This window comes from Leptothrix sp. (in: b-proteobacteria), from assembly GCF_965250675.1.
GTDB lineage: Bacteria > Pseudomonadota > Gammaproteobacteria > Burkholderiales > Burkholderiaceae_C > Sphaerotilus.
On record NZ_CBDFPH010000008.1, the window covers coordinates 282,792 to 295,850 of the forward strand.

The 13,059-nt window shown below is 46.4% G+C and carries 12 protein-coding genes; all 12 read left to right on the top strand.

The annotated features are described in order from the left end of the window. Window positions 1–378 precede the first annotated feature (378 nt). The 12 genes from AC5IG3_RS10495 to AC5IG3_RS10550 all read left to right on the top strand — a co-directional run bounded on the left by AC5IG3_RS10495 (window position 379) and on the right by AC5IG3_RS10550 (window position 13,055). A complete protein-coding gene (locus tag AC5IG3_RS10495) occupies window positions 379–1,275 on the top strand; it encodes an EpsD family peptidyl-prolyl cis-trans isomerase (protein WP_491906250.1) in 897 nt (298 codons plus the stop codon). Window positions 1,276–1,347: 72 nt separating this feature from the next. Then, complete coding sequence (gene epsE, locus AC5IG3_RS10500) at window positions 1,348–2,199, top strand: polysaccharide export protein EpsE (RefSeq protein WP_491906251.1); 852 nt, start codon at window positions 1,348–1,350, stop codon at window positions 2,197–2,199. A gap of 45 nt (window positions 2,200–2,244) precedes the next feature. Continuing rightward, window positions 2,245–3,669, top strand: a complete 1,425-nt coding sequence (gene epsF / locus AC5IG3_RS10505; protein WP_491906252.1) for a chain length determinant protein EpsF — start codon at window positions 2,245–2,247, stop codon at window positions 3,667–3,669. Between the two features lie 58 nt (window positions 3,670–3,727). Further along, window positions 3,728–4,648 (top strand): polysaccharide biosynthesis tyrosine autokinase, encoded by a 921-nt coding sequence (locus AC5IG3_RS10510; protein WP_491906253.1) that lies wholly within the window; start codon window positions 3,728–3,730, stop codon window positions 4,646–4,648. Window positions 4,649–4,818: 170 nt separating this feature from the next. Then, entirely contained in the window at window positions 4,819–5,754 is a 936-nt protein-coding gene (gene xrtB / locus AC5IG3_RS10515) for an exosortase B (RefSeq protein ID WP_491906254.1), read from the top strand. Next, a complete protein-coding gene (epsI, locus tag AC5IG3_RS10520) occupies window positions 5,751–6,437 on the top strand; it encodes an exosortase-associated protein EpsI, B-type (RefSeq protein ID WP_491906255.1) in 687 nt (228 codons plus the stop codon). The genes xrtB and epsI overlap by 4 nt, the downstream gene beginning before the upstream one ends. A gap of 24 nt (window positions 6,438–6,461) precedes the next feature. After that, a complete protein-coding gene (gene wzx, locus AC5IG3_RS10525; RefSeq protein WP_491906256.1) occupies window positions 6,462–7,856 on the top strand; it encodes an O-unit flippase-like protein in 1,395 nt (464 codons plus the stop codon). After that, window positions 7,853–8,518: a class I SAM-dependent methyltransferase gene (locus AC5IG3_RS10530; RefSeq protein WP_491906257.1), complete on the top strand. Its 666-nt coding sequence runs from the start codon at window positions 7,853–7,855 to the stop codon at window positions 8,516–8,518. Before wzx ends, AC5IG3_RS10530 begins: the two co-directional genes overlap by 4 nt. A 93-nt stretch (window positions 8,519–8,611) precedes the next feature. After that, entirely contained in the window at window positions 8,612–9,358 is a 747-nt protein-coding gene (locus AC5IG3_RS10535; RefSeq protein ID WP_491906258.1) for a hypothetical protein, read from the top strand. Between the two features lie 124 nt (window positions 9,359–9,482). Further along, window positions 9,483–10,439 (top strand): IS1595 family transposase, encoded by a 957-nt coding sequence (locus AC5IG3_RS10540; protein ID WP_491906259.1) that lies wholly within the window; start codon window positions 9,483–9,485, stop codon window positions 10,437–10,439. A 27-nt stretch (window positions 10,440–10,466) separates the two neighbouring features. After that, entirely contained in the window at window positions 10,467–11,801 is a 1,335-nt protein-coding gene (locus AC5IG3_RS10545; protein WP_491906260.1) for a glycosyltransferase family 4 protein, read from the top strand. 15 nt (window positions 11,802–11,816) lie between these two features. Beyond that, window positions 11,817–13,055, top strand: coding sequence for a hypothetical protein (locus AC5IG3_RS10550; protein ID WP_491906261.1), 1,239 nt, complete (start codon window positions 11,817–11,819; stop codon window positions 13,053–13,055). The last annotated feature ends 4 nt before the right edge of the window (window positions 13,056–13,059 follow it).

The window sequence follows — 13,059 nt, forward strand, 5'->3', positions numbered from 1 at the left end:
TGTTCACCAGAAAAACAGTCTGTCTCATGTGAAGCGTCCAAAGCGGGTCTGTCCGTGCAGTCGTACCTATTCGTACGTTGCAATCTATCGATTTCTCGCAACACAGCGCATGCATGCGAACCCATGAATGTCGTGGTACATGGAGCTTATCGATGAACTCCCACCTCGAAAAGCCTCTGAACGGGGGAGTGGGAGAAAAGCAGATGGCGTTGTGTTGCGTGCGGCCTTGCCGTGAAGACTTACCGCCCACTCCTTGTTGTGTGATGACCCCTGCATTTCGGGGGGCAGCAGGCTGGATTCACGCCGGTAAGATGTTGTTGTCTATTTGCCTCACACCTTGTGGTGCTGAGTCATGTCATCCCAAGGAGTCGTTGTCTCATGTCGCTGGTTCGTTCCTCTTCTTCCCCATTGACCCTGCGCCGTGGTGCCAATTTTCTCGGAATCGCTGCTGCTGTGGCGATGTTGGCTGCTTGTGGTGGAGGCGACAAAAAAGGTGCGACGCAGGTCGCAGCCAAGGTCAACAAGGAAGAAATTTCCGTCCACCAGATCAACTTCGTGCTGCAGCGCCAGCCAGGCCTCAAGCCTGAGCAGGCCAAGGCTGCCAGCAAGCAGATTCTGGAAACATTGATCGATCAGGAACTTGCCATTCAACAGGCCACAGAGAACAAGCTCGATCGCGAGCCGAATGTGGTGATGGCTATTGAGGGTGCGAAGCGGGAGATCTTGGCGCGTGCCTATGCAGACAAACTGGCTGCAACAGCTTCCAAGCCTACGGACGAGGATGTTGCGCAGTACTACAACAGCAAGCCGTCTCTGTTCGCACAGCGCCGAGTCTATGTCCTTCAAGAGTTCAATATCGAAGCCAGTGGCGAAGCAGCTAATGTGCTTGGTCCTATCGCACAGGCTTCCAAAAGCAGCAGCGATCTGGCCAAGCAGCTCACCGCTGCCAACATAAAGTTCAATACACGTCAGATTAGTCAGCCTGCCGAGAACCTGCCGCTGACGCTGATTGATCGTATCGGCGCGCTCTCTGACGGTCAGAGTCTCACGTTGCCTACTCCCACCGGCGTCAACGTCGTCTTTGTCAACAGTGCCAAATCTCAGCCCGTGGCGCTTGCGCAAGCAAGACCGGCCATTGAGCAATTTCTGCTGAATGACCGAAAACGCAAAATCATGACCGATGAAATAAAGCGTCTGAGGGCTGCTGCGTCTGTTACCTACGAGGGGCAGTTCGTTGGTGGTCCAAATGCTTCAGCATCTGCTGCCAGCCAGTGATGTCTAGGCGTTGTAGCGATGTCGCTATAACGCTGCTCAATGCCACTTTCGTCACCCAGAGATACCGCCCATATGAGTCACGCTGCTTTTTTGCCACATGCTTCACTTGAGCGTCTGAGGTATGTCTTGAGTTGGATGTTGCTGTGTTTGTCGTCTTGGTTGGTTGTCATGCCAGGGCCTGCGCGCGCTCAATCTACCAAGCTGGATTACGTGATCGGTTCGGGTGACATGCTGCGTATCAGCGTGTATCAAAGCCCTGACCTCACGCTGGAGACCCGTGTTTCCGAGAACGGCACCATCAGTTATCCGCTGCTTGGAACCGTTACGCTGGGCGGCCTGAGCGTGGCACAGGCTGAACTGTCCTTGGCAGACGGCTTGCGTAAGGGTAATTACCTGCGCCAACCACAGGTCAGTGTCTTGCTGCTTCAGGTGCGTGGCAATCAGGCATCAGTTCTTGGTATGGTCAATCGGCCCGGGCGTTTTCCCATCGAAGTCAGCGGCATGCGTCTGTCTGAGTTGTTGGCGACAGCCGGTGGTGTTGCGCCAGGTGGCAGTGACATCGTGACTCACTCAGGGATTCGCGATGGCAAGCTTGTTTATCACAGTATCGATATTGGGGCTTTGTTGACGCGAGGTGGCAGTGAACAAGATCCGGTGATGCTCAACGGCGATACGCTTTATGTGGAGCGAATGCCTCTGGCCTATATCTATGGCGAGGTGCAGCGCCCTGGCAGCTTTCGTCTTGAACGTGGGATGACCCTCATGCAGGCTTTGGCGTCTGGTGGTGGCGTCAGTCAGCGAGGCACCGCCAAAGGGATCAAGGTGCATCGCCGTAATGGTGCTACGGTGCAGGAACTCGAGCCTGCGCTGACAGACACGTTGCGGGAAGGCGATGTGGTTTACGTACGCGAAAGTCTGTTCTAACCCTGCTGCGCGTGCCCTGTTTTTCACCGCCCTGAGGCCGATGTCATGACCTTTTCCCAATTTTTGTCGATCCTCAAGGCGCGCTGGATCTCCGCTTTTCTGGTGCTTGTATTCACTGTGGGTGCCACACTGGGCGTCAGTCTGTTGCTGCCAAAAAATTACACAGCTAGCGCCGCCGTGGTGCTCGATGTACGCTCGCCCGATCCGATTGCCGGCATGGTGTTAGGGGCCATGGCTATGCCTGCCTATATGGCTACGCAAGTGGATATTTTTCAGAGCGATCGTGTTGCCCAGCGTGTGGTGCAAGGCCTGCGTCTCACGGAAGATGCCATAACCCGACAGAAGTGGCTTGATGAGACTGAAGGTCGTGGCAGCTTCGAAGCTTGGCTGGCTGAACTTATCAAGAAGAAACTCGACGTCAAGCCTTCGCGCGAGAGTAACGTCATCAACGTCAACTATACAAGTCCTGACCCGCGGTTTGCCGCTGCTTTGGCAAACGCTTTTGTGCGCTCCTACATGGATGTCAGCATTGGTCTGCGCGTAGCGCCTGCCAAGCAGTACAACGAGTTTTTTGATGCCCGCGGCAAAGAGTTGCGCGAGGCACTTGAGCAATCCCAAGCCAAGCTTACTGCGTATCAAAAGACTAGCGGCATACTGGCAACTGATGAACGCTTCGATATTGAAAGCCAGCGTCTCAACGAGCTGAGTTCCCAGTTGGTTGCGCTGCAAGCACTCTCTGCGGAATCGACCAGTCGTAGCAACCAAGCCCGCAACCAAGCCGATCAACTGCAAGACGTCATTAATAACCCCGTAGTGGCTGGTCTGCGGAGCGATGTGTCACGTCAAGATGCTCGTCTTCAGGAATTGAGTGCCCGTCTGGGTGACGCACATCCGCAAGTGCTCGAACTCAAGGCCAATATTGCCGAATTGCGTCAGCGCATCGAGAGCGAGACGCGTCGCGTGAGCGGTAGCGTGGGTATCAACAACACCATCAACAAGCAGCGGGAAGCCGAAGTACGCGGCGCCTTGGAGTCCCAGCGTGCCAAGGTACTAGCCCTCAAGCAGCAACGAGATCAAGCCATGGTTCTGATCAAAGAAGTTGAAACTGCTCAACGTGCCTATGACCAAGTCGTGGCTCGCGCCAGCCAGACCAATCTGGAGAGTCAGAACACGCAGACCAATATCTCCATACTAACGCCAGCTACGGAGCCTGCCACGCCTTCTTCGCCCAAAATATTTCTGAATACGCTGCTGAGCATATTCTTGGGAGCATTGCTGGCCATCGGGTTTGCCTTGATGCGTGAATTGGTGGACCGTCGCGTCCGCTCCCCAGAAGACTTGATCGAAGCGCTTGACCTGCCCTTGCTGGGCAGTTTGCCCAAGCCCATGCGCTCAGGTTTTGGCAATAGTGGGACGGCTATGGTGTTGCCGAGCAACATGCTTGCGCGTTTGCCTCGTCCTGGTGCCTGATGTGCGTAACTGCCTTCGCCATTGCTGACACATCGTGCTGCCTGATCCGGAGTCCTCCATGAACTTTACCAACCGTAAGATCCGCACACCGAATAATGGACCGACGCTGGTCCACAGCGCGGACGATGTGCATTCATCGGGTGAGCAAGACCGCAGCATTGGCGACATCATTCGTCAGACTAAAAATCTCTCAGAAGCACAGGTCGACGCCATACTTGAGCAGCAGCGCTCTAGCGGCATGCGCTTCGGTGAGGCTGCTGTGGCACTGGGTCTAGCCAGCAATACCGACATCGTCTTTGCACTCAGTCAGCAATTTCACTACCCTTATACCCCTGAAGAGCGCCGCACCACTCGTCCTGAGTTGATCGTTGCGGCGCAACCCTTTAGCAAGCAGGCGGAAGCCTTCCGCGCTATTCGCAGCCAGTTGATGATGAGGGTTTTTAACCCAGAGGAGCCGCGCCGTGCGCTGGCCGTTATCAGCCCTGACGCAGGAGATGGCAAGACCTTCTTCGTGGCGAACCTCGGCATTGTGCTGGCTCAACTGGGCGGCCGCATCTTGGTGGTTGATGCTGATTTGCGCGGCCCGCGCTTGCATGAAGTCTTTGGTGTGCCCAACACGACCGGTCTGAGTAGCATCCTCAGTGGGAGGCAAGAAGATAACGTCATTTACCAAGCGCCAGATATCCCCAGCCTTTACGTCATGCCGGTTGGGGTTACACCGCCTAACCCGCTGGAACTGCTGGAGCGTCCTGCTTTTCGCCTGCTGATGGGTGAACTGGTTGGGAAGTTCGATCACGTCATCGTTGATACCCCTGCTAGTCAATACGGTAGTGATGCCACTGTAATTGCCAGCAAATGTGGCGCCGCGCTTGCTCTGGCGCGTAAGAACAAAACCCGCATTAATCAGCTCAACGAGTTGGTTGCCACCGTGGCTGCCAGCGGTGCGAAATTGGCGGGTGTGATCATCAACGAGCTCTGACGAGCATCTGCAGTAAAGCTATCAACCGTCAGTAAGCCTGAACGGGTCAATGCAGCGTTGACGCCAACTCTTGCACAGCAAGACAGCATGTCACCCCATTCAGGGGTGATGGGTGGTCAAGGTTGTTAGGCCCAGATCTATTGAACCTTCCATCTTGACTGCTGCGAACCGTGATTCAAGTCTCTACTGATCCGTTATCACAGACCACGTTGTCTGAGGGTGATCCGACACTGCCGTTGTTCTCTGCCCCAAAACCGCCCAACACATCCCTGTTGCCATGGTTGATGGTCGGCATGGGGCTTCTTGCCATGTATGTGCCCACTTTTTGGGATCTATTCCATGGACTCTGGCGTACTGATCAGCAAGGACAAGGTCCCGTCGTGCTCTGCATCAGCTTGTGGCTTATTTGGCGCGCATGGCCCAATTTACTAGCTTTACCTGAGCAACCTCAGCGGACCATCGGATGGTTTTTTCTTGTCTTCGGGCTTTTGCTTTATTTTTTCGGACGGTCACAAGCTATTCAGATGGCGGAAGTCGGAGCACTCCTTTGGCTGTTAATTGCAGTTCTCTTGATATTGCGAGGTGTACAAGCGGTTAAGTTAATTTGGTTTGCCTTGTTTTTCATGATATTTATGATTCCTCTGCCTGGGTTTATTATAGATTCGCTGACTCAGCCTTTAAAGTTGGCAGTGTCATTCGTGGCTGAGGCGATTCTTCATACGGCAGGTTATCCAATAAGTCGTACTGGCGTTATTTTACAGGTGGGGCAGTATCAATTGCTGGTGGCAGATGCTTGTGCTGGCCTACAGACGCTTTTTACATTAGAGGCGCTGGGGTTGCTTTATCTTAATATGATTAAATATGAGAGTCCTGCACGAAACATATCGCTTGCAATGTTAATCATCCCAATTAGTTTTGCGGCAAATGTGATTCGCGTGGTCGTTCTTACGCTTGTAACGTATCACTATGGAGATGCGGCTGGACAAGGGTTCGTTCACGATTTTGCAGGCATAGTATTATTTATGGCCGCATTACTGCTGACGATTGGGGCTGATGCCAGCATTCGTATGCTGATTTCTAGCCGGTCTGGTATTGTTAAATTATGAAAAAAATATCAATATTGAATTCTGTTGTAATTTTTTTGGCAATGTGTGTCACGTCAATTCTGACGCCTATGGCCAAGCCTATTTATAAAATGGCTGACCTGCGAGCTGGGCTATTGTTGGAAGATGTTATTCCAAAAAGATTTGGGCAATGGAGAATGTTGCCCGTGTCCAACATGGTTGTGCCTAATCCACAAACCACGGAAAATCTCAAAAATATATACACTCAACTATTAATGCGGAGTTATGTGAATTCGAGAGGTGATGTGGTAATGTTGTCACTCGCCTATGGCGAAGATCAGCGTTCCGACATGGCTGTGCATTATCCTGAAGTATGTTATCCAGCGCAGGGCTTCAGTGTCCTATCCAATAATTCGGATCTATTGAGTACTGTGCAGGGAACGATACCAATAAGAAGACTTGAAACCAAGCTTAATCAGAAGCGTTATGAGCCGGTAACATATTGGACTACAATTGGAAATAAAGTTTCTTTAGGTGGCCTAGACAAGCGATTGATTGAGCTCGAGTATGGTGTAAAAAGACAAATACCAGATGGACTGCTGTTTCGAATTTCTTCAATTGACTTTGATACTAAAAATGCATTTAAGTATCAAAATGATTTCGCTATAGATTTAATATCTGCGGTTGAGGGTGGCACTAGAGATTGGTTGATAGGGAAACGATAAAATGCCACTTATATCTTCATTTAAATGAATTATAAGGATTTTACTTGGGCGTATAGCGCCCAACTTCTTAATTCTGGGGCTGCTCTTATACTCCTGCCGTGCACTCTTCGTTATTTTAGTGGCGAAGAAATGGGTCTTTGGTATTTATTCATATCTCTGGCAGGAATTTCTCAATTGATGGAACTTGGGCTGCAGCCAACAATTGCACGTCAAGTTTCATATGTGTACGCTGGGGCGTCGACAATTCAGGCACAAGGCTTGCCAAGCATAAGTAAAAATAAGTCGCTCAATGTGGATTTATTGGGCGATTTATTTTTTTCGGCTTACTTTTGTTACCTGATCTTGTCAGTGGCTGTCGCTATTGTTCTTGTAGTGGGCGGCAGTTTTTACCTGACGAGCTTGCCACATAATAGTATCGGTAGATTTTCAATATTGCTACCGTGGATTTTTTATGCAGCCGGGGCTGTTATCTCATTTGGCGGAGGTGTGTATAGTGGTTTCTTGCAAGGCAGAAATCAAATAACAGTAGCCAATAAAATATTGGCTCATAGCAAGATATTGATGGTGACGGGAACTGTAGTTGCATTGATCTCAGGTTTTGGTTTATTAGGTGCAGCCGTATGTTATATGCTCTCTATGATTTATTATCGAATTTGTATCAAAAAAGCATATCTTTCATTGACTCATCCGGAGTCACGGATCGATCAAAAAAAATCTATGACACAAATCAGACCGTTATGGTTAAGCGCATGGCGCCTTGGCATAGTACAGATTGGTTCTTTTCTTCTCTTACGAGGTAATTTATTTGTCGCAAGCTTGTTCTGCGATTTGTCAGCTATAGCTAGCTACGGATTGACGCTGCAAATTTTGAGCCTGCTTAGTTCAATGGCCACCATTTTTAATGGGCTGAAAATGCCACACATGATCGCTTTACAAATGGCTGGACATATTAATGAGTTAAAAAATATATTCGCTGCATCAATCATCAGTGCTGCCACATTTTATGTGGCGGGGGCCTTGTTTGTGATTGGACCAGGAATTATCGTATTAAATTACATAACAAATAAAACACAGTTGCTCGACTTCCCATTATTGATATTGGCGATCTTGGTTTATTTTCTGGAGATGGTGCATTCAATTAGCGCAGCTTTCTTAACAACGTTTAATCGCATTCCATTCTTGTGGGCATCACTGGCATCAGGATTCGGAGTTGTACTCTTGAGTTTTTTACTAATGCAGTTTTCAGATTTTGGAATAGCGGCTGCTGTTATATCACAAGGAATTGTTCAGCTGATTTATAACAATTGGAAGTGGCCCCGTGAAGCCATATTGAGCTTGGAAACAAATGCTTTTGAGTTGGTTTCGCTTGGAGTCGTTGAGCTAACCAATAAATTAAATCGAGGCTGGAGTAAAATATGAAATCTCTTTGTGAGTTGCCTGTCTATTATAAAAAATCCCGTCCTGAAATGGTGGATTTTCTTCCTGAAAATGTCAAATCCATTCTTGAAATTGGCTGTGGTACGGGTCAGTTCAGAAAAAATATCGGATTCGATTGTGAGTATTGGGGGGTTGAACCTGAGATTAATGCGGCTCAAGTAGCAATCAAGAGCCTGACACGAGTTTTGATCGGAACATTTGAGCAGGTTCAAGGATTAATCCCTGAAAAAAATTTTGATGTCGTCATATGTAATGATGTCATTGAGCATATGGTTGATCACGAAAAGTTTTTAAGCGAAATTGTCTCAAAAATAAACCCGGGCGGGGTTTTGATTGGATCTATTCCAAACGTTAGATACATAGAAAATATTTATTCTCTGTTGGTGAAAAAAGAATGGCGCTATGAAGATGAAGGAATTCTTGATAAAACTCATTTGAGATTTTTTACGGAAATAAGCTTTAAAAACTCTCTTGAGTCGCGTGGATTAAAAATAATTAAATTTCATGGAATTAACCGCCTATCTATTAACAGTTCGACGGCGAAAAAATTATTCCGTAGTTTGTTTTTTATGCTTATGACAGTAGCATTTGGTGCTGATTCAAGATGTTATCAGTTCGGGTTTTCGGTTAGAGTTGATCACTAAGTTTAAATTAATAATATAATATAATATATTTATGTTATGGTTGTAATTGGGTATCATTTTTATGAAGACAATAGCAAGCGATTTTTTTCGCTCATGCGTAAGCTTTGCTTTGAGTTTCCAGGTTCATCTTCAATAGTTGTTCAGAATAGTTCTATTAAATCCAATTTAAATTTGGATGGACTTAATAAATCTAAGGTTATCTCGTACTGCGGGGAAGGTTGGGAGTTTGGCGCCTATCAGCTTGGTCTTGACTGCATAGAGAATGAGCTATTTAATGACGGCGTCATTATTATAAATGATACGGCATCAATAAATTACCCTCTTTATGACGATGATATAATAAATATTATAGGGCTAATTGGAGAGTATTGTGTGTCATCAGTGCCTGTATTGATCGGTAAAGTAGAGTTGCCTGCACGTCCGATGACAATGTATGAGCGGAAACTTGAGCAGTGGGTGCGCACAAATATTTTTTATTTAAACTTCGCAGCAATTTGCGCGATAAATAAAAAAATCTATGATGAAGAATTGTTTCAAAGTGTGACTTTTGATGGGGAAAACTTAGGTTTCCCAAAAATTATTGGAGGTGATATGAGGGAATACATTAAAAATTGGATGGTGCCTCGTGAAAATATTTATAGTTGGAGCGAGCATGTTGGTGTTCGTAATATCGATAAATCTATTGTGCGGGGAAAGACTGGATCCATTCTTCATGAAAAGAGATTGGCTTCATTGGTGCAATATGCTGGTGGGGAGATTTTGAGTTATTCAATGCCTGCGAATTCCTTGCGTTCAAAATTTAGAGATAAAATTTTTTACTTTAAGAAAAAATATCTTTAGAATTAAAATGTGCTTTCTATTTTTAACGGGAATTTAATTTCCTAATTCGTAGCCTGCCTCAGCAGGCTCCCCCCATGAGCCAGTGCGGCCGTAACCTGGGTTTGTTTCATCACGGAGCGACCCCATGGCTTTCAACCCAATCCAGTTCCAGCACGGCATGTCGATCCCCGAGTTCATGAGCAGCTTCGGCACAGAGGAGCAATGCGCTGAGGCAGTGCGAATTGCGCGCTGGCCGCAGGGCTTTCGCTGTCCGCGCTGTGACTCGGCCGATCACTACGTGGTTGGCCACGGGGCCCGCAAGCTGTTCCAGTGCAAGGGTTGCCGGCATCAGACGTCGCTGACGGCGGGCAGCCTGATGGAATACACCAAGCTGCCGCTGACGACCTGGTTCCTGGCGCTCTACCTCATCAGCCAAGCAAAGACCGGCCTGTCGTCCCTGGCGCTCAAGCGTCAGCTCTGGGTGAGCTACCCCACCGCGTGGCTGATGCACCAGAAGATCAACCAGGCCATGGCCCAGCGTGACAGCACCCACCGCCTGAGCGGCAGCGTTCAGCTCGACGACGCTTATCTCGGTGGCGAGCGTGCTGGCGGCAAGGCCGGCCGGGGCTCCGAGAACAAGGTGCCCTTCGTGGTCGCCGTCTCGCTCAACGAGCAGGTGCATCCGATGTACCTCAAGCTCCACTTGGTCAGCGGCTTCACGCTGGATGCGATCAGCAAATGGGCCAAAGCTAACTTGGCGCCGCAGACCCGCGTGCTCAGTGATGGCCTGGGTTGCTTCGCCGCCGTGACCGATGCCGGGTGTCTGCATACGCCGATGGTCGTGGGCCCGCTCAAGCCGCGCGATCTGCCTGAGTTCAAGTGGGTCAATACCGTGCTGGGCAATTTGAACACCACGTTGGCCGGAGCCTTCCATTCGCTGAACTACCGCAAGTACGCCGCCGGCTACCTCGCCTCCTTCGCCTATCGCTTCAACTGGCGATTCGACTTGCGCGGCCTCGTCGCGCGCCTCTTCGTCGATGTCGTCCGCAGTAAACCAGCTAAGGAATCGGTCGTCAGGTCGCCTGCTGAGGCAGGCTGCTGACCAGGATAATTTTTGGATTTATTGTGTATGAACATCCCTGATAATTTTGTATGTGACCATGAGATGCCCATAGTATGGATGGTTGTAGATCAACTTCCTTACCCACCTAGAAATGGAATAACGCTTCCTATTTATAATTATTTAATGGGCTTGAAGAGTAACTACGTAATTAGGTTGTTGTTGTTGGTCGATGATTGTGCACTACCGTCAGCCGATTTTTTAGAAAAAAATATAGAATTGTTTGGTAGTTTTTCAATTATAAAATTGAACCGAGTTAAAAAAATTCGGCGCATGATAAATGAAATTTTTTATAATGAAATGTTTCAGCATGGATGGGAAAATCCAAAGTGGGTGTGTAACAATATTTTAGAAAAGCCAAATTTCATATTGGTGTCTCCGATTAGTGCGGTTGCAAAGTGGCGCCAAGCGCAAAAACTTTACGGGTTGAATATAAATGAAATAAATATGATTGCTGCAATCAATGATTGCACGGCGGCTGAATATAAAAATAGACATTTTTCAGAAGCAAGAGGGTTGCGAGCTTATTTCAAGAATCGAGTTGATTGTATTCGGGCGACTAAAATTGGAAAAATTGAAAGAGATTTACTTCTGCCATATAGTAATATTTTTCTTCAAACAGACGCTGACATGCAAGCAATGAAATCATTGGTCGACGAAGATTTTTCAAAAAAAATTCGACTAATTCCGAATGGTATAAATAATAAATTATTTGATTTGGTGTGTGATGATGCTACGACTGAAAAGAGAATAATATTTGTTGCCGAATTGAGTGGCGAATACTCTAATACGGTGCGTTGGCTTGTTGTGTCAGTGTGGCCAATTATTTCGCTGAAATATCCGGATGTAAAGTTTATAATTGTTGGGCGTGGTGCCTCATCTGAGTTGTTGGATTTATTTAATAACGCAAAAAATGTTGAATATAAGCCTTATGTTGATGATTTGACAGAAATTTACAGCCATGCGTCCATAGCATGGAGTCCTATATTTAAAGGCTACGGACTAATAAATAAAACAATTGAAGCCATGGCTTCGGGTGTGCCTGTCATTGGAGGTCTTGCCACATTTAATGGAATTCCGGAATTCCAATCTGGCGAGCACGGCCTAGTTTGTACAGGTCAAACTGAGCAAGAATTGGCCGAAAAAACCATATTGTTGCTTGCTGATGAAGTCGCGCGTAAAAGAATTGGTGTGGCCGGTCGAGATATTTTAAAAAATAGATTTAATTGGGCGCGATCTATTTCTATGATTGAAGCAGTTTTCTCCGATGATGCCAAAGGTTATCAGGAGTTATTTGATTCTGATTCTGATTCTGATTCTGATTCTGATTCTGATTGTGGTTAAGGTTGGAGTTGGGTTATGACGTTCAATAATAGTAATAAAGAATTTTCCTTGCAATATAGAATAGAAAAAGAGACAATTTTCCTGCTCGGCATGTTCTCTGGATATATGATCTTGCTGAGTTTGGCTGTGTTGATAAATTCAGGCCTAATTAAGGCTTTAGCAAATATTTTTGCAGTTGGAATATTTTTTGCATTGCTTATTAAGTTTATTTTTAAGCGTCAAAAAACTTCGCAGCCTATAGTTTTCGTGGTATTGTTTGCTATATATTTGACAGGAATTTCTTGCAGTATTGCTCTAAATCCGCAGCGTATTATTTATGCGGATTTACTAAAAATATTAATTTCCCCTGTGTTCTTGTTCTTCGGAGTCGCATTTGAATCGACGCGACAGATTCCTCTTTGGAGTACGAAGTCGGCAAAAAAAATTTTTTGGTCGATGGTTTTTATCCCTTTGATTGTTTTGATTGTTCAGATTTTTAGTGCCGGATTTTCGTTGAGTTCCATTCAGGAAATATCAATATTCGAAAATAGAAACAACGCTGCATTTTATGCATTAATGATTGTGGCTATGTATGGGGTTTTGTCGTTTAAACCCATTAAAAGTTTTGGGGCGTATATTTTCCTAGGGGTAGTTTTTGGGACGTTAGGGGTGTTATTGTCTATATTCTTATCGTTAATGATAAGTATTGGGAAGAAGAAAGATTTTTATATTGTTGCCATTTCTTTGGCATGCGTGATGCTAATTTATTTGGCCATGAGCGATGCACTTGTATTTTCCAGAATTTATCCGGTTGTTAATAGTATTGGGTTAATTTTGGATGGGCGAATTGACTTAAGAACGGTTTCATTTGGTGAGCTTGTGTTGCTATTAAAAACAACAGATCTTTCTTTTTTGTTTCGGCTAAAACATTGGTTGAATTTGGCTGACATTTTTTTTAATGCTTCCATGTATGAATGGCTTTTCGGTTTTGGATTTGGTTCCTCGGTCCTGCTGTCAGATATTAATTTGGTACCGCACAATGATTACATCAAATTTTTATTTGAATTAGGCGGATTGGCATTTATTGCATTTCTTGGAATGATGTGTTCGATAGTGTTTTTTTGTGGTCGTCGGTGGGAGTGTGTCCCCTTGTTAGCAATTGTTTTGTATTTGTTTTCTGAAAATTTGGTTAATAATTTTATCGCGATGTCATTATTTTATTTTGTTGCGGGTGTCTATTGGAATAATTCTAGAATAATTTTTCTTAAAAATTAATGCG